General features: G+C 58.5%; 14 protein-coding genes. 8 read left to right on the forward strand and 6 right to left on the reverse strand.

What is annotated here, in order from left to right:
* Positions 1-26: 26 nt before the first annotated feature.
* The 3 genes from WCX49_RS03605 to WCX49_RS03615 all read right to left on the reverse strand — a co-directional run bounded on the left by WCX49_RS03605 (position 27) and on the right by WCX49_RS03615 (position 2,866).
* Positions 27-848 carry an alpha-E domain-containing protein gene (locus WCX49_RS03605; protein ID WP_345986212.1) on the reverse strand — a complete coding sequence of 274 codons (822 nt, stop codon included), beginning with the start codon at positions 846-848 and terminating at the stop codon, positions 27-29.
* Between the two features lie 177 nt (positions 849-1,025).
* A complete protein-coding gene (locus WCX49_RS03610) occupies positions 1,026-1,895 on the reverse strand; it encodes a hypothetical protein (RefSeq protein WP_345986213.1) in 870 nt (289 codons plus the stop codon).
* Positions 1,896-2,014: 119 nt separating this feature from the next.
* Complete coding sequence (locus WCX49_RS03615) at positions 2,015-2,866, reverse strand: DMT family transporter (protein WP_345986214.1); 852 nt, start codon at positions 2,864-2,866, stop codon at positions 2,015-2,017.
* Positions 2,867-3,047: 181 nt separating this feature from the next.
* On the opposite strand from WCX49_RS03615, the gene WCX49_RS03620 reads away from it, so the two are divergent.
* Entirely contained in the window at positions 3,048-3,434 is a 387-nt protein-coding gene (locus WCX49_RS03620; protein WP_345986215.1) for a hypothetical protein, read from the forward strand.
* Positions 3,435-3,917: 483 nt separating this feature from the next.
* The gene (locus WCX49_RS03625) at positions 3,918-4,907 is read left to right on the forward strand and encodes an alpha/beta hydrolase (protein ID WP_345986216.1); all 990 of its coding nucleotides are present in this window, start codon (positions 3,918-3,920) and stop codon (positions 4,905-4,907) included.
* A 7-nt stretch (positions 4,908-4,914) separates the two neighbouring features.
* Here the strand turns inward: WCX49_RS03625 and WCX49_RS03630 are convergent, their stop codons facing one another.
* From WCX49_RS03630 to WCX49_RS03640, 3 genes are all read right to left on the reverse strand, one after another.
* On the reverse strand, positions 4,915-5,496 hold the full coding sequence (locus WCX49_RS03630; RefSeq protein ID WP_345986217.1) for a TetR/AcrR family transcriptional regulator: 582 nt from the start codon (positions 5,494-5,496) through the stop codon (positions 4,915-4,917).
* Between the two features lie 63 nt (positions 5,497-5,559).
* Positions 5,560-6,768, reverse strand: coding sequence for a beta-ketoacyl-ACP synthase II (gene fabF / locus WCX49_RS03635; RefSeq protein ID WP_345986218.1), 1,209 nt, complete (start codon positions 6,766-6,768; stop codon positions 5,560-5,562).
* 173 nt (positions 6,769-6,941) lie between these two features.
* Positions 6,942-8,954: a molybdopterin oxidoreductase family protein gene (locus tag WCX49_RS03640; RefSeq protein ID WP_345986219.1), complete on the reverse strand. Its 2,013-nt coding sequence runs from the start codon at positions 8,952-8,954 to the stop codon at positions 6,942-6,944.
* Between the two features lie 186 nt (positions 8,955-9,140).
* Between WCX49_RS03640 and WCX49_RS03645 the strand changes: the two genes are divergently transcribed.
* The 6 genes from WCX49_RS03645 to WCX49_RS03670 all read left to right on the forward strand — a co-directional run bounded on the left by WCX49_RS03645 (position 9,141) and on the right by WCX49_RS03670 (position 16,835).
* The gene (locus WCX49_RS03645; RefSeq protein WP_345986220.1) at positions 9,141-10,541 is read left to right on the forward strand and encodes a CmpA/NrtA family ABC transporter substrate-binding protein; all 1,401 of its coding nucleotides are present in this window, start codon (positions 9,141-9,143) and stop codon (positions 10,539-10,541) included.
* A gap of 34 nt (positions 10,542-10,575) precedes the next feature.
* Entirely contained in the window at positions 10,576-11,382 is an 807-nt protein-coding gene (gene ntrB, locus WCX49_RS03650) for a nitrate ABC transporter permease (RefSeq protein ID WP_345986221.1), read from the forward strand.
* A 10-nt stretch (positions 11,383-11,392) separates the two neighbouring features.
* Positions 11,393-12,184 (forward strand): ABC transporter ATP-binding protein, encoded by a 792-nt coding sequence (locus WCX49_RS03655; RefSeq protein WP_345986222.1) that lies wholly within the window; start codon positions 11,393-11,395, stop codon positions 12,182-12,184.
* A 141-nt stretch (positions 12,185-12,325) separates the two neighbouring features.
* Complete coding sequence (locus tag WCX49_RS03660; RefSeq protein WP_345986223.1) at positions 12,326-13,549, forward strand: hypothetical protein; 1,224 nt, start codon at positions 12,326-12,328, stop codon at positions 13,547-13,549.
* 96 nt (positions 13,550-13,645) lie between these two features.
* Complete coding sequence (cobA, locus tag WCX49_RS03665; protein WP_345986224.1) at positions 13,646-14,944, forward strand: uroporphyrinogen-III C-methyltransferase; 1,299 nt, start codon at positions 13,646-13,648, stop codon at positions 14,942-14,944.
* Positions 14,916-16,835, forward strand: coding sequence for a ferredoxin--nitrite reductase (locus WCX49_RS03670; RefSeq protein WP_345986225.1), 1,920 nt, complete (start codon positions 14,916-14,918; stop codon positions 16,833-16,835). Before cobA ends, WCX49_RS03670 begins: the two co-directional genes overlap by 29 nt.
* Positions 16,836-16,880 lie beyond the last annotated feature (45 nt).

Genomic DNA, 16,880 nt, shown 5'->3' on the forward strand with positions numbered 1-16,880 from the left:
CGATAAACGGCGCGTTCCCCCTGCATCTATGCCACTACCAGGTTGTCGAAGAGGTCGTTGATGGCATCGAGGTTTGCTTCGTCGTCTTTTTCGTCGATGGGCATCTCGGCCTCGGGCGCGATGCGCTGTGCGGTGATGAGGATATTGTGCAGGTAGACGACCGATTCGTCCCCGTTCTTTCCGTGGCGGAGGTGGAGGTCGACCTTTTCGATCAGTTTGCCCAGTCGGATGAACTGGTCGCTCTTGCGCCGCAGCAGACCGCGGGCCATGATTCCCCAGATCTCATTGATGAGGGAGAGTGCATCGCCGATGAAGCGGTAGTCGACCTTGGCGTCGGTTTTGGCCGAGATGTCAAGGAGGTTGAAGAGCCTGATCGCCTCTCCGAAGGCTTCCGCATCGAGGTAGGGGCGGCAGATGATGGCGTTCTCGCGGGCGCTGCTCATAATGCGGGCCAGGTTGGAGGGGTGGTCGCCGAAGACGGCCTGCTGCAGGAAGTCCTGCGCGTTCTTGTACTGCAGTTCGATGCCGAGATCCTCGAAGTAGCGTACGCCTGCTTCTTTATCGGTGTCAATGACACTGTTAAAGAGTTCCAGTACGTCGATCAGGGTCGTTTCGACGCGCTGCAGGTGGCGGCCGAACCAGTAGAGGTTGGTGGCGACGTAGGTGGTGAGCAGCTGGTGCTTATGGCTGTTCTGGGGCCAGGTTTCGACGAATTTGATGCTCGGGTACTGCCGGTAGTCGGCATAGCCGTTGAGGTAGTCGCGCAGCCTTTTGAAAAGCGTCACGGCATTGAAAGTCCAGATATGTTTCGGGTCTCTGTCGACCGGGGGTACGTGTACTGCGTTCATAGTGCGCCTCCTGCTGTGACAGCGGGTTCAGTCCGGCTCAAACTCGGTTTCGAGCGTATATTTTGATCATTATAGAACGGCAAATGAAGGGGAGGGTTAATTATCTGATTAACTTTTGAACAAACTGCTATTTTTTAGCATGGAGTCGCGTAAAATTCACAGAAAAAAACTGTCTAATCACTCGAAAACGTAGGTGAGTTTGAACATCAGCCCGGCGGAGGGTTTGATGCGGTAGCTCTCGAGGGCGTCGGCCGCATGGTCGTAGAGGTGGATCTCCCGCCTGAAAGCGTAGAGCAGGTCGCTGCTGAACTCCCACTGCTCCGCCGCGCTCAGGCGCACCCCGGTGCTCACCTGGTAGTCCTGGGCCTCCAGATAGCCCCGGGGTTCGATGCCGCTGTCGTCTGCAAGCCTTATGACGGCCTGCGAAAAGAGGAAGCCGGCCCGCAGCAAAACGCCGGGGGCGACATGGTACCCGGCAAAGGCGCGCGGGAAACCGACGACGGCGGTAAACCCGTCGTCGGCACGGGCGCGGTAGCTGTAGCCGATGACGGGGAGGGCGAGGGTCGTGATGGGGTGGTAGTTGACGAAGGCCCCTATCTGCAGCGAGTGATCGTTGTCGATCTTGTAGGCGAAAAAACCGAAGATCCCCCCGCCCAGGGCATTGCCGTCGAGCTCGCGTTCGTAGGTGGCGTTCATGTTCACGGAGAAGAGCATGTTCCAGTGCGGGTCCAGGCGCTGAAAAAAGTTGCCGAACACCCTGAACTGGTTCATCTGTTCGATGGGGGCCTTCCCCCGGTAAAACGGGAGGCTCTGTTCATCTTTCCAGCTGAAACGCCACCGCGCATAGTTGATGCCGCCGAAGGCGTTGTTGATCTTGACGTTGTACTTGCCCGTGCTGACCTTGGCGTCGTAGCCGGAAATGCCGCTTTCGGCAAGCCGTACCGCTTCGGCGGAGAGTTTCGGCTGGACCATCTTTTCGAGCAGCGATGGGCGCTCCTGTGCGGCGAGGGATGCGACCATGACAAAGAGCAGGAAGAGCGCCGGCATCTGCATCCTTTCTCAGGGGAGATAGAGGAGGGTATACCAACTTTCTTTAAACTCTGCGAAGCGGCAGGAGCCTATGCCACCCCTTTAGCCGGCCTTTTGTTCCGGCAGGGCGCGGGGCCTCAGCGTTTGCGGGCGTTGATGAAGTAGACGGCGGCGGTGCTGACGGCACCCCCCGCCACGAGCCAGAAGGAGGGGCGTTCGCCCAGCAACAGGAAACTGGCGGCGAGGGCGGTCAGCGGTACGAGGAACATATAGCTTCCGGCCTTGGCCGAGCCGATCTTGCCCGCCGCGACAAAGTAGATGGTCGAGGCCACCGTCTGCCCCATGATGGCCAGAAAGAGCAGCCCTGTCCAGAATTGCCACTCCTGGTCCAGTACCGTGCCCAGCCCCGCGGGCAGTGCCGGAACGAGCGCGATGGGCACGGCGAAAACGGCCAGCCAGAAGTTGAAATGGATGGGCTCCATCTCCGTATGCGACTGCTGCCCAAGCAGGGTGAGCACGGCCCAGACGAGCGCGCTGCCGATAAAGAAGACGTTGCCGCTGTGCAGCAGGTCAGCGTGCCAGACTTCCAGCATCAGCATCCCGCCGATCAGCCCGACGCCAAGGCCGAGCAGCTGCGGCGGGGTGACGCGGGTGCGGAAAACAAGCAGGGCGAGCAGGGCGGTGAGAATGGGGCTGGCCACGGTAATGATGACCCCGCCCGCCCCGGCACTGCCCGTCTGCACGCCCCAGAAGGCAAAGTACATAAAGGCGACGTTGAGCGCGCCTGCCGCGACGGAGAAGCGCAGCGTCCGGCGGTTGAGGCGCAGCGGCTTGCGCCGCCAGTAGAGGACGGGCAGGAAGGAAACCGCCATGATGGCGAAGCGCAGAAAGGTGACCGTCTCGACCGGAACGGTGGTATCGGTCACGACCTTGAGCGCGGGCCAGCCAATGCCCCACAACACCATTGCCAGTACGATCCAACCCGCCATTTTTTCTACCCTGCTGAAAATTTCGGGAATTATACTGCGATAATGGCACGATGTGAGATTTCAATGATTTCTATTTGCGAATTTGCTATCATAGCTATCTGAAAAATGTATGGATTATTATTATTTTTAATTGACAGATGGGTGCTTTTTCCATACTAATAAAAAGAGATGAGGATATATTTTGATTGATAATTTCTTTGAAGGATTTGAGCCTTATAAACCGTTCATTGAGAAAAAGAAAGAGCAAGGTATTGAGCTTGAAAAAATTATTGAAAAAGAATGTCAAACACAAATATATGTGATCGAAAACCTATTGAATAACATTGATCAAATTCTTCAAAGTCATCTTTTTACATTCGAACTTACACATCAACATTATAAACATGAAAGCCATACTGTCATTTTGTCTGCAGTCTACAAGAACTTTTACATCTTATATTCTGCACTTGAATTGCAAAAAAAAGGACTTCACGGTTCAGCAAGAGCTCTATTGAGACAGTCTTTTGAGTTTTTAATTTTAGGCAAATTTTGTGCACTTACTGAGAACAATAAAATTTTTTTGAATTAGCAAGAAGGTAAAACAGTTTATTTTTCAAATGGAGTCCTAAAAAAAATAAAAAAGCCGAATGTAGATGAAATCAATAAATTCTGGTCATTACTATGTGAATATGCGCATTCAACTAGTTCATCACAACAGGTTACTCTGGAGTGGGATTATGAAAAAGAGAATATTTTCCTAACTTTTGTGTTTATCATTGCTTTATTAGAGTGCCAATATCATCTTTTAAACTCAATCTTACTGCCTAAAGCCATTAAATCATTTATATCCTACTACGATAATGATGGTAAGGTGAAAATGAGTAGAGAACAAATTAATAAAATTTTAAAAGCAATTAGACCAATGTATGGTAAGGGAACAAAACAATTAATTAGAGAATATAAAGCCAGTTGGGAGATTAATTTCTAAAAAAACTCAAGAGCCAATCAAAAAGCTTCTTGCTATCACAATTTGGTCGCTAATTGAAAAATGGTTCTCTGTAAGGAGCAATGCATGCAATTCTTTATCGGCCTTTTTCTTTTACTGTTTCTTCCCCTGCAACTCCCCGCTGCAGCCCTTAAAGCGTATGACGCAAACCTCAGCGGATACGCCTACCCGTTCAAAGTCGAGTACTTCACTTTTTCGTCGCAGCAGAAGCGCCTGAAAATGGCCTATATGTTCCTTGAAGGGGAGAAGAGCAGACCCGTCGTTACGCTCCTGCACGGCAAGAACTTCAACGGCGCCTACTGGCAGGAGACGGCGCGTTTTCTGCATAGCAATGGGTACGGGGTGCTGATGCCCGACCAGGTCGGCTTCGGCAAGTCCTCCAAGCCCGCGGATTACCAGTACTCCTTCGGCGCGCTGGCGCACAATACGATGGCACTGATGAGGTCGCTCGGCATCAGCCGAAGCATCATCGTCGGCCACTCCATGGGCGGGATGCTGGCCACCCGCTTCGCGCTGAACTACCCGCACATGAGTGAGAAGCTCATTCTCGTCAACCCCATCGGGCTCGAAAACTACCTGCATTACGTCGAGTACAAGGACGTGGACTTCTTCTATGATATGGAGTTGGGCAAAACACCGGAGAAGATACGCGCCTACCAGCAGAAGAACTATTACGACGGCAAGTGGAACGCGCACTACGAAGCGCTCACACTGCCCTTGTCGGGCTGGTGTGTCGGGCCGGACAGGGAACGCATCGCCTATGTGAGCGCCCTGACGTACGAGATGATTTTTAGCCAGCCCGTCGTCGAGGAGTTCAAAGACCTGCAGGTCCCCGCCGCGCTGATCCTGGGGACCCGGGACCGCACAGGCCCCGGACGCGGCTGGATGAAAACGGGGGTTTCCCATGAACTGGGGCGCTATGACAGGCTGGGCGGGGAGGTTCAAAAGCGTAACGGGAAGATCGAACTGTACGAGCTGCCGGGCCTGGGCCATCTGCCGCAGGTAGAGGATTTCGGGCGCTTCAAAACCGTGCTCGGGCAGGCGCTTTCACACTGATTTCCCGCTATTTCCGGTAATGTTCCAGGACGATCGTAAGATACTGCGTATGGTGCCCGAAGGACGTTTTCGAAGAGAGGGCGGGGGGAAGCGATATCTCTCCCCAGGTGGAGGTGATGAAGAAGCGGGCAAAGGCTTTTGTATCAAACGCCTGCAGTTCACCGTCTGCAATGGCGGCTTCCAGCGCCTGGGAGAGTTTGTCGATGAAATGGTGGTAGGCCTTCGAGAGGACGGCTTCGAAATCGGGGTCCAGCGGGGCCATCTCCACGAGCAGGCGGTGCAGAGGGCAACCGTTGGCGATAAGGATGTCATGCGCTTTCATCTTCGCGAAGACGCGTGCGAAGGTTTGAAAAATGGTTTCGTCCGGCAGGCGGGCAAAGTCGAAGAAGTCGTCCATTTTCGGGACGATGCGCTCCTGGCTCACGGCCAGTACCAGCTCCTTTTTGGAAGCGAAAAAGTGGTACATGCTCCCCTTGGGCACCCCGGCGGCCTTCAGAATAACGGCGGTGCCGGTACCGTGGTAGCCGTGTTTGTAGACTTCAGCAAAGGCGGCGTCCAGCAGCCGCGCTCTTGAGTCCTGGCGCTTCATATCTTAACCCTTGAAATTTTTGCATCATTATATCGGTTTGTCTCCGGGACTCCGGAGCACGGGCTAGAGCGCTTTGGTGAAGATGATGGCCCCGTTCGTGCCGCCGAAACCGTAATTGGTGCTCATGACGGTTTGAAGCTCCTTTTCGCGCGCGGTGTTTGCGACGTAGTCCAGGTCGCAGGCCTCGTCTGTGGTGCGGAGGTTTATGGTCGGGGGCATGATGTTGCGCTCGAGGGCCATAATAGAGACGGCGGCTTCGATGATACCGGTGGCCCCGAGACAGTGGCCGATGCTCCCCTTGATGGAACTGACCGGAGGCACGCTCTCAAAGACGGCTTTGAACGCTTTTGTCTCGTTGGCGTCGCCCAGCGGCGTGCTGGTGCCGTGCGCGTTGATGTAGTCCACTCGCGGGTTGCCGGCCATCTGCAGAGCAGAGCGCATGGCCCGGACGGGGCCGTCCGTGGAGGGGGCGGTGATGTGGCCCGCGTCCGCGCTTTCGCCGAAGCCCGCCAGCCGCGCATAGATCTTCGCCCCGCGCTTCTGGGCGTGTTCCAGGGTTTCGAGCACGAGCGCCGCCGCCCCTTCGCCCATTACGAAGCCGTCGCGCTCCTTGTCGAAGGGCCTGGAGGCCGTTTTCGGGTCGTCGTTGTGTGTCGAGAGCGCCTTCATGGCGCTGAAGCCGCGGATGCCCGTTTCGCAGATGCACGCTTCGGCACCCAGCGCGACCATGACGTCGGCCCCTCCGGCGATGATGGTCTTCGCCGCCTGGTTGATGGCGTGAAGCCCGGCCGTGCAGGCCGTCGTCGAGGAGAGGTTCGGCCCCTTGAGCCCGTAGTAGATGGAGGCGTACCCCGCCAGCATGTTCGTGATGGAGCCGGGGATGAAAAAGGGTGAGATCTTCTTGCCGAAGGCGTTCTTCTCGATATTTTCCTGCATCATCGGCAGGCCGCCTATCCCGGTGGCGGCGCTGACGCCCATCCGGGTTGCATCCCCGTTTTGCGGTTCGAGCGCGGCGTCGGCAAGGGCCTCTTTCAGTGCATGCATCCCCAGGTGGATGAAGCGGTCGCTCTTTTTGATGTCTTTGGGGTCCATGACGCTGCCTGGATCGAAATCCTTCACTTCGCTGGCGATCCTGACGGCATCGCCGGAGGCATCGAAATGGGTGATATGGTCGATGCCGCATACCCCCTCAATCAGCGCTTCAAAAGCGCTCTCAGCACTGTTGCCGACACCGTTGATCATGCCGATCCCCGTAATGACAATAGGGTTCATTTTAACTCCTTTTCCGCAGTGTGCAATAGATGGCTTCATATGTAGCCGCCATATTATAGACTGATCGGTCTAGTAAATTCTAGTGGAGACGTGCTTAAAATAGACTAAACGGTCTAGTTCTGGATGTTATGCTTGCTTCGGGATAAGTAAGAGGATGAGAGTGGTATACGGCGTTAGCCGCTCCACTTCTCCAGCTTCGCCGCGTTGTGGTTGTAGTCGGGCTCTTTCGACTCCGGGTCGAGGAGGTCGTTGGTGAGGTAGTTGATCCGGCGGTCGGTGACGGGGACGAAGAGAGTCTTTTCGCGGATGTTTTCCGTCACTTTCGCCTCGAAGACGAGCGCACCCCTCGCCGTCGTCACCTTGACCTTGTCGCCGTCCGCAATGCCAGCGCTTTGGGCATCTTCGCTGTTGATCTCGATGTAGCTCAGCGGCTTGTGCTTGAGCAGACGCTCGACGAAGGCGGTCTTCGTACCGCTGTGCCACTGGTCGCGGGTCCGCCCGGTGGTGAGCAGGTAAGGGAACTCCAGCGAAGTGTTTTCGCTGCGGCGTTCGTTCTGCACGAAGATCAGGTTCGCCTTACCGTCCGGGGTGAGGAACTCGTTGTCGTCAAAGAGCCCTTCGCCCCAGACGTAGCCGCCGTTTTTGAGGCTGGCGGCATCGACGCCGCTGATGTCCATGTGCCCCTTCGGGCTGAGCGCCGTCATGCGGCGGTACTCGTCCCAGATGGCTTCGGCGTTTTGGTAGTCGAAGGCGCGCACGAAGCCCATGGCCCTCCCGATCATCGTAAAGATCTCCCAGTCGGGTTTGCAGTCGATGCTGCGGCGGGTCAGCCGCTCCTGGCGGGTGATGCTGCGGTCCATGTTGGTCTGCGTCCCTTCCTTTTCGCCCCAGGGGGCCGCCGGCAGGCGCAGGTGGGCGAAGGGTTTCGTTTCGCTGTCGTCGTAGGCGTTGATCTCGACGATGAAGGGGACCTTTTTGAGGGCTGCCTCGACCCGTTTGCGGTTGGGAAGGTGGTAGACGGGGTCGGTGTGGCAGATGATAAGGACGTCCAGTTCGCGCCGTTCGGCCGCTTCGATCATCTCGAAGGCCGTCAGTCCCGGCGCGGGGGCGATGTTCTGCGTGCCCCAGAATTCGCTCACCTTGGCGATGGACTCCTCGTTAAAGTCCAGGTGCACGGCGAGGGTCGTCGCCAGCCCCCCGACCTCGCGGCCCCCCATGGCGTTGGGCTGGCCGGTGAGGGAAAAGGGGCCGTTGCCGGGGCGGTTGATCTTGCCGGTGAGCAGGTGGAGGTTGATGAGTGCGAGGTTCTTGTCGACCCCCTGCGCGCTCTGGTTCAGCCCCATCGTCCAGGCGGAGATGACGTTTTCGCTTTCGTAAAAGAGTTCCATAAAGGCTTCGAACGCCTCTTCTTCCAGCCCGCACCGCTTGAGCAGCTTCTTGGTCGGGATCTTCTTGATCTTTTTGAGGTAGGCGTCAAAGCCGTTGACGTGCGCGTCGAGGAAGGCGTTGTCGGTCTTGCCGTCGTCGACGATGCGCCGCGCGACGAGGCTTAGGAAGTCGATGTCCGTGCCGACGCGGATGGGGAGGTGAAGGTCTGCCTGCTCGGCGGTCTCCGTGCGGCGCGGGTCGATGACGACGGTTTTGAGCCCCTCTTTTTTCGCTTTCTTGATCTTGTTGTTAAAGACGACGTGCGCCTCTGCGGGGTTCGCCCCGATCATGATCAGCAGGTTGCAGTGCTCGATCTCCTCCATCCGCACGGGGACGTAGTCGGCGCCGAAGACTTTCTTGTGGGCGACGACGGCGCTGGCCATACAGGTGCGCGAGTTGGTGTCGACGTTATTGGTCCCCAGGAACCCCTTGCCGAGCTTGTTGGCGACGTAGTAGTCCTCGGTGAGCATCTGGCCCGAGAGGTAGAAGCCGATCCGCTCGGGGGAGGTGGAGCGGATGTTGTGGACGATCGTCTCGATGGCCATCTCCCAGGAGATGTCCGTGAAGTCTTCGTAGGCTTTGCGCAGCTTGGGGCGCAGCAGACGGGTCGGTGTCTCGATGGTATGAAGCTCGCTGGCCCCCTTGGAACAGACGAGCCCCTCGTTGACGGGGTAATCGATGTCGCCGACGAGGCGGCGGGTGTCGTACTCGATGCCGCAGCCCACTCCGCAGTATCCGCAGACGGATTTGATTTTCATAACAAACCTTTCTCTATATATAGGGGTTGATATTTCGTTGTTGCTGACGTATTATGACATACTTTGCTAAGAAAATATTAAGACTATTGTATAAAAAACATACAAATAAATAGTTAAATTCATCCCTATAGCATGCCATAATGGTGCAACCGAAACAGAGTTTCAAAAAAAATAAAGGTTAAAGCAATGAAAAGTGCATCTGGATTGAAAGGTTTGACACTGGCCGGACTTACCCTCGGGCTGGCGGCGACGACGCTGATGGCGGACGTCGAAAAGAAGAAGCTGACCATCGGCTTTATCGCGCTGACGGACTGTGCTCCCATCGTTATCGCTGAGGAGAAGGGCTTCTTTGACAAGTACGGCCTGGACGTCCACGTCGTCAAAGAGGGCGGCGGTTGGCCGGGGATCCAGCAGAAGGTCATCAACGGCGAGTACGACTTCTCGCACGCCCTGGCGGGGATGCCGATCGCGGCGACGCTGGGCATCAACGGTGATGCGAACCTGGTCGCGCTGCTGAGCCTCGATTTCAACGGCAACGGCATCACCTTCGGCAACAACATCATGAAGCAGATGAAAAAGTACGGCATGGATGACAAGAAACGCCCGCTGGGCTCCGAGTCGCTGAAAAAGTACATCGATGCCAAACATCAAAAAGAGGGCGGCAAGTACAAGCCGCTCGACTTCGGTATGGTCCACCCGGTCTCCACGCACAACTACGAACTGCGCTACTGGATGGCGACGTCGGGCATCGACCCGGAAGCCGATGCGACGATCAAGCCTTTCCCGCCGCCGACGATGCCTTCGAACCTCATTGCCGGGAACATCGAAGGGTATTGCGTCGGGGAGCCGTGGAACGAACGCGTCGTTTTGAAAAAGAAGGGTTCCACCCTGGTCACGAACTACGACATCTGGAACAACAACCCCGAGAAGGTGCTGCAGGCACGCGCGGACTTTGTGGAAAAGAACCCGGAGACGACCAAGGCGGTCATGAAGGCGATCATCGAAGCGCAGATGTGGCTCGATGCGAGCTGGGAACACCGCAAAGAGGCGGCGAAGATCCTGAGCAAGCCCAACTACGTCAAGGCGCCTGTCGACGTGCTTGAAAAGTCGATGACGGGGACCTTCCAGTACCTCAAAGGGCAGGAGTCCGAGCCCAACCCGATGTTCAACGTCTTTGCCAACTACTATGCGGCCTACCCCTTCTACAGCCACGGTATGTGGTTCATCACGCAGATGTACCGCTGGGGCCAGCTGGAGCAGCCTGTCGACATGAAAGCCGTCATCGAGAAAACCTACCGCCCCGACCTGTTCGAGATCGCGGCCAAAGAGGTGGGCTATGCGCTGCCGCCGAGCCCGTGGAAAAAAGACGGGGTGGACAAGTACAACATGTTCATGGACGGCAAGGTGTTCGACCCGAATGCGGCGGTGGAGTACATCTACAGCTTCAAAGTCACGCATCCCAAAGTCAGCGAGTCCGAGCTCAAGGCGGTCAACGGCTGGGAGGGAAGTCTGAAAACGGCGCAGCCCGACTATGTCTGCCCGTACGGTCCTGCCGGTTGTGCCGACCCGAAATACGTCACCAAATAAGTCCGGCCGTTTGTGCTGAAAACAGGAAAACATGATGCAAAAAATAATTAAAAAAATCGCACTGCCGCTGATGGTGCTCTTCGCCATTCTGGCGGGGTGGCAGCTGGTGGCCAACAACGTCGAGGAGTTCCCGACCCCTTACTACACCTGGGTCGCGGCCTTCGGGGGCGTCAATGCCGAAGAGATGGAGATCAAAGGGGTCCTTTCCGACCCGTTCTACGTGGAGAACGAGGACGACAAAGGGATCGCCTGGCAGATCACCAACTCCCTCGGTCGCGTTTTCGGCGGCTTTGCGCTGGCGATCCTCGTGGGAATCCCGGTGGGGCTGATTATCGGGATGAGCCAGAGCTTCATGCAGGCGCTCAACCCCTATATCCAGATCCTCAAGCCCGTCTCGCCGCTGGCGTGGCTGCCGCTGTTGCTGATGGTGTTCCAGGACATCAACCTGACGGCGGTCGCGACGATTTTTATTACGTCGATCTGGCCGATTATCATCAACACCTCGCTGGGGGTGCGCAGCGTCGACCAGGATTACCTCAACGTCGCGAAGGTCCTGCAGTTCACGCCGCTGGAGACGATCCGCAAGATCATCCTGCCGGTCGCGGTCCCCTATATCTTTACGGGGATGCGCCTGAGCCTCGGGATCGCCTGGCTCGTCATCGTCGCCGCGGAGATGCTCACCGGCGGGATCGGCATAGGGTTCTGGATCTGGGACGAGTATAACAACCTGAACTACCCGAACATCATTATCGGGATCATCATCGTCGGTGTCGTGGGGTATATCCTCGACGTCATCATGGGCAAGATCGCCGATTTCTTCGACTACCGAAAACGCGCCTGAGGAGGACAGCATGGGTAAATTTCTCTCACTGGAACATGTCGACAAGGTGTTCCCGCTCCCGGGCGGGAAAGAGTACGTAGCGGTCCGGGACGTCGACCTGGAGATTAAAAAGAACGAGATCATTTCGATCATCGGGCACTCCGGGTGCGGCAAGTCGACCCTGCTCAACATGATCGCGGGGCTCGACCTCAACACGGCCGGCGGGATCTTCCTGAACAACAAGGAGATCGGCGGCCCCGGCCCGGAGCGTGCGGTGGTCTTTCAGAACCACTCGCTGCTGCCGTGGCTGACGGTCTACCAGAACATCGAGATGGCCGTCAAAAAGGTAATGCCGGAACTGAACAAGAATGAAGTCGCCGCGCGGGTCATGAAGTTTGTGAACCTGGTCAACCTCGACCACGCCAAGGACAAATACCCCGGCGAGATCAGCGGGGGGATGAAGCAGCGCGTCGGCATCGCACGGGCGCTCTCCATCAAACCCGACGTTTTGCTGATGGACGAGCCCTTCGGGGCGCTCGATTCGCTGACGCGGGCCAACCTGCAGGAGCACCTGATGCGCATTCAGCAGGACGTACAGAACACCGTCATCATCATCACCCACGATGTCGACGAGGCGGTCCTGCTCTCCGACCGGGTCATCATGATGACCAACGGCCCGGAAGCGACGGTAGGCGAGATCCTGGAAGTGAACCTGGAACGCCCCCGCGACCGCGTGGCGCTGCAGAAGGACCCCGAATACGTCCGCTGCCGCGAAGCGATCCTGAGCTTCCTCTACGAGAAGTTCGCCAAGGAAGACGAATAAACACTGCTTTTCAAAGCACTAAGTAGCCGGCGGAATACGTTTCCGCGGCATTAAAAAGTCGCTCGCCCTTCTGGGGAGTCCCGTGGCATCATGCGGGGCTCTCCAGAGGTGCCGCCTCGAGTTTTTAGAAGGATAAATTGAATGAAGAAGTGGATGTTGTCGCTGGCCGCCGTGCCGGTTATTGTGGGAAGTATGGGTGTGGCCGCGTCGGCGGCCGAAGAGATCGTCCTCCTGGACGGAATGAAAATGAGCGGCGAGATCCGCCCGCGCTACGAGATGGCGGACGTCAAAGACAACGGCCTCGATACGGCCAACGCCTTCACGGCCCGGACGCGCCTCGCGGTTGAAGGGACGCTCCTCGGCCTCGAAGGACTCACCGCCAAAGTGGGGATGACTTCGGTCAACAACTTCGGCTACAACGACTACGCACCGCAGGATGCGACCTATGACACGATCCTCGACCCGCAGCAGGCAATCCTGACCGAAGGGTACCTGGCCTACACGGCGGCGGATACGACGCTGCTCGCGGGGCGCTCCTTCGTCAACCTCGACGATCAGCGCTTTGTGGGTACCGTCGGCTGGCGCCAGATGGAGCGTGCCTACGACACGGTGACGGTTGTCAACAAGTCCGTCGAAGGGCTGACGCTGCTGGGATCGTGGGTCTACGGCTACCAGGGGGTCAACAGCAACCCGACGACCGATACGGGCTCGCTGCTCCTACACGCTACGTACTCGGCGGGCAAGGCGTTCTCTGTCACGGGGTTCGGCTATATGCTTGCAGACATTCACGACACCTACGGTCTGCGCGTCTCCGGGGATATCGCCCTGGACGGCGTGACGCTGAACTATGCGGCCTCCTATGCCAAGCAGAGCGACGCCTCGCTGACCTACGCCCTCGATGATGCGCCGGAGATCGATGCTGCCTACTACGACATCGCCCTGGGCGCGAACATCTCCGGCCTCATTGTCGGGGCGGAGTACGAGGTGCTGGGAGACGCCGAAAGCAACAGCACGAAAGGGTTCACGACCCCGCTGGCGACCCTGCATAAGTTCCAGGGGTGGGCCGACGTCTTCCTCGGTCGCACGTCCGGAAGCAACAACGACGGTCTGGCGGACCTGAGCGGTACGCTGGGATATGCCGCGGCGGGCTTCGGGAAAGTGCTGGGCGTCTACCACAAGTTTGACGCCCTCTCCGGCGCAAACAAGGACCTCGGCAGCGAGTTTGACGTGCTCTATGCGAACAAGGTCCCGGGCGTCAAGGACCTCGCGTTCCTGGCCAAGGCGGCTTTCTACTCCAAAGGCGACACGGGCAACGACGTCACCAAGGTCTGGGCCCAGCTCGATTACAAGTTTATGATCAAATAAGCGTTCGTGCGGCCGCTCCGGCCGCCGGCGACGGTCATGTTTTTTGACGCATCTTCACCACCGAAGGCGCATTAAAAAACATACGAAGGATTCATGATGCAAAGAATTACCCTTCCCGTTGTGCTGCACAACCCGAAGATACTGCTGATAGGCGGCGGGCCGGTCGCCCTGCAAAAGGCGCAGGTGATGCGCCGCAACAAGATCGATTTCGACGTCATCGCCGCGCGCTGCAGCGAGGCGATGCGCTCGCTTGTCCCGGAGGCGTGTGAACGTTCCGTGACGGAGGAGGATTGCCGGGAGTACGGCATCATCATCGATGCCACCGGCAACGCCGGGGTGACGGCGATGCTGACGGCGCTCAAGCAGCGGCAGCGTTTCCTGCTCAACGTCGTCGACGTCCCGGAGCAATGCGACTTCTTCTTTGCCGCGCTGATCGAGCAGGGGCCGGTCAAGATTGCGGTGAGCTCCAGCGGGAGCTCGCCGGCAGTAGCCCAGGCCATTCGCGACAAGATCGCCCGGATGCTGCCCGCATCATTGGCCGCACTGGGCCAAAAGGCGATGCGCGAGCGCCTCGCCGGGCAGATCCGCCCCGGGGCGCTCAAAGCCGAGGCGAACCGGCAGCTCGGTCGGGTGCACCTCGTCGGCTGCGGCACGGGGGACGTCGACCTGCTGACGCTCAAGGCGTACCGCCTTATCACGGAAGCCGACGTCGTCTTCGTCGACCACCTCGTCAGCGACGAGATCAAGGCGCTGATACCCAAGGCGACGATGGTCATCCATGTCGGCAAACGCAAGGGACACCACAGCATCAAGCAGGAGAAGATCAATGCACTCCTGATCGAGTATGCGCAGAAGGGGCTGGAGGTCGCCCGGCTCAAGGCGGGGGACCCCTACATCTTCGGGCGCGGGGCGGAAGAGGCCCAGGCATTGGCCGCAGAGGGGATCCGGGTCGAAGTCGTCCCGGGGATCTCCTCGGCCGTCGCCGGACCGCTTGCCGCGGGCATCGCCCCGACGGCGCGGGGGTACGCGGCAAACCTCTCCATCGTCTCTGCGCACCTGGCGGGCAACCGCATCAACACGGAGTGGATCGACCTGCTCAAACTGAAAAACCATACGACCATCGTCCTGATGGGGGTCTCGCGCGCCAACGAGATCGTAGAGAAGGCGCTGGAAGCGGGCGCGGACGCAGCGATGCCCTGCGCCGTCATCTCCAACGCCTCCCGGCGGGACCAGCAGCGTTTCATCACCACGCTTGAAGGGCTGCCGGCGGTGGCCGCAAACGCCCCGCGTCCCGCGATCATCGTCTTCGGCGACGTCGTCAACCTGCACGCGGTGCTGCCGCAGTACATCAACGAAGGGGAGTGCTATGATCAGCGTATTGCAAGCGGCCTCTGAAGCCCGGAACACCAAAACGAACAAGGTCGAGCAGACCAAGGCGCTCAAAACCCCCAAAGAGGCGTTCGAGCAGATCGCCGAGTACGCCAAAGGGGGGTACGGCAGCATCCCCAAAGAGGACCTCGGCTACTTCCTGAAATGCTTCGGCATTTTCGACCGCCCGATGACCCCGGAGCGCTTTATGATGCGGGTGCGCATCCCAGGCGGCCAGATGGATGCCGCCCAGGCGCGCACCGTCGGCGAGATCGCCAAAGCGTTCGGCCAGGACTACATGGACATTTCGACCCGGGCGCAGATCGTGCTGCGCTATCTGAGCATCGAGGCGATGCCGGAGATATTGGATCGCCTTGAAAGGGTGGGGCTGACGACCTTCCATACGGGGGTGGACAACTTCCGCAATATGGTCAACGACCCCCTCGACGGGGTGGCGTTCGACAACATCCTGCCGTCGCAGGGGCTGCTCTTGAGCCTGCAAGAGCTTTTCCTGGGCCACTGGGAATGGATGAGCGCCCTGCCGCGCAAGTTCAATACGGGGGTCTGCGGGTCACTCGCAAACCGCTGCAACATCTTCGGACAGGACTGCGGCTTCGTACTGGCGCAAAAGGATGGTGTCTACGGCTACAACGTCTACCTCGGCGGCCGGGTCGGGGTGATCGCGCGCAATGCCGACATCTTCGTGCGCGACGAGGCGGAGGCCGTGGCGATGTTCCGGGCCCTCATCGAGCTCTACCGTGATTACGGATTCCGCGACAACCGCAACAAGAACCGTCTTCACTTCCTCATCGAGGCGGTGGGGATGGAGGCCCTCGCCGCGGCCATCCGCGAAAAGGCGGGTATCGACTTCGCCACGGCCGGGGAGACGCTGACGCAGCTTGACAACAACGACCCCGACCAGGGGCGGGTCCAGCTCAACAACGGTACCTTCGCCGTCCATGCCGTCATCCCCTCCGGCGTCTTCAGCGGCAGCGACCTTGTCGCCGCGGCGGAGGCGGCGGAGACGTTCGGCGACGGGCGTGTGCGCCTCGACATCGAACAGAGCCTCTACCTTCTCGGGGTGGATGCCGTCCGTTACGAGGCGTTGATGGAGACGCCGTTTTTCGAGACCTACAAGAGCGTCTCCAGCCCCTATTTCAACCACCTGATCGCCTGCGCCGGCGAGCAACACTGTCCCTTCGGCGTCATCCCGAACAAACCAGACGCCATCGAGATGGCCGAGTACCTCAGCCGCGCGGTACCGCTGGAGGGCGGCCGCGTGCGGATGCACTGGTCGGGCTGTGTCAAGGGGTGCGGCCTGCACGGGGTCGGCGACGTCGGTTTCGAGGGGTGCAAGGCCAAAGTGAACGGCGAGACGGAGCACGGGGTGCACATCACCCTCGGGGGCAAACTTACTGCCGAAGGGCAGGAGGGCTACAGCGTCCTGAAGTCCGTGCCGCTGCGCTACGCACGCTACCACGTCGAGTCGCTGATGCGCGAGTACCGGCGCCTGCGCAACGCGGGGGAGAGTTTCGGGCAGTTCCACGACCGGGTGTTGGCCCACTATTCGCCCGCGGCGATCGGTTTCGTTATGCAGCTGCAGGCCTACCTGCGCGACAAAACGAATGCGCTTGAATTCGGGTTTGAAACGGGGGCGAAAAGCGGCCGGAACGAATCGTTCGAGCTCTTCGACTTCGGCTGCCGGCTCTACAAAAAACTGACCGGTGAAACCGCCTACCCGCTGCAGGCGCACTATATGCCAGGAGAGGGGGAGCGGCTCGATATGACAGCGCTCGACGGCCCCGGTATTGACCCCAACCTGGCCCGGATGGTTGTAAAGATGCTCGAGCCCAATGCCAATCTCCGCGCCAAAGCCTTTACCGAAGTCAACGGTTTCGTGGCACTTTTCCAATCCTGAAGCGGGGGAAAACCCCTGCACGGCGTCCCCTCTCACCGGGCGCTT

This window comes from Sulfurimonas sp. HSL-1656, assembly GCF_039645585.1.
In the GTDB taxonomy this organism is placed as follows: domain Bacteria; phylum Campylobacterota; class Campylobacteria; order Campylobacterales; family Sulfurimonadaceae; genus Thiomicrolovo; species Thiomicrolovo subterrani.

Bases quoted from the DNA above. Each gene is read 5' to 3' on its own strand.
- WCX49_RS03605 (WP_345986212.1), bottom strand. From the start codon at position 848: ATGAACGCAGTACACGTACCCCCGGTCGACAGAGACCCGAAACATATC.
- WCX49_RS03610 (WP_345986213.1), bottom strand. From the start codon at position 1,895: ATGCCGGCGCTCTTCCTGCTCTTTGTCATGGTCGCATCCCTCGCCGCA.
- WCX49_RS03615 (WP_345986214.1), bottom strand. From the start codon at position 2,866: ATGGCGGGTTGGATCGTACTGGCAATGGTGTTGTGGGGCATTGGCTGG.
- WCX49_RS03625 (WP_345986216.1), top strand. From the start codon at position 3,918: ATGCAATTCTTTATCGGCCTTTTTCTTTTACTGTTTCTTCCCCTGCAA.
- WCX49_RS03630 (WP_345986217.1), bottom strand. From the start codon at position 5,496: ATGAAGCGCCAGGACTCAAGAGCGCGGCTGCTGGACGCCGCCTTTGCT.
- fabF (WP_345986218.1), bottom strand. From the start codon at position 6,768: ATGAACCCTATTGTCATTACGGGGATCGGCATGATCAACGGTGTCGGC.
- WCX49_RS03640 (WP_345986219.1), bottom strand. From the start codon at position 8,954: ATGAAAATCAAATCCGTCTGCGGATACTGCGGAGTGGGCTGCGGCATC.
- WCX49_RS03645 (WP_345986220.1), top strand. From the start codon at position 9,141: ATGAAAAGTGCATCTGGATTGAAAGGTTTGACACTGGCCGGACTTACC.
- ntrB (WP_345986221.1), top strand. From the start codon at position 10,576: ATGCAAAAAATAATTAAAAAAATCGCACTGCCGCTGATGGTGCTCTTC.
- WCX49_RS03655 (WP_345986222.1), top strand. From the start codon at position 11,393: ATGGGTAAATTTCTCTCACTGGAACATGTCGACAAGGTGTTCCCGCTC.
- WCX49_RS03660 (WP_345986223.1), top strand. From the start codon at position 12,326: ATGAAGAAGTGGATGTTGTCGCTGGCCGCCGTGCCGGTTATTGTGGGA.
- cobA (WP_345986224.1), top strand. From the start codon at position 13,646: ATGCAAAGAATTACCCTTCCCGTTGTGCTGCACAACCCGAAGATACTG.
- WCX49_RS03670 (WP_345986225.1), top strand. From the start codon at position 14,916: ATGATCAGCGTATTGCAAGCGGCCTCTGAAGCCCGGAACACCAAAACG.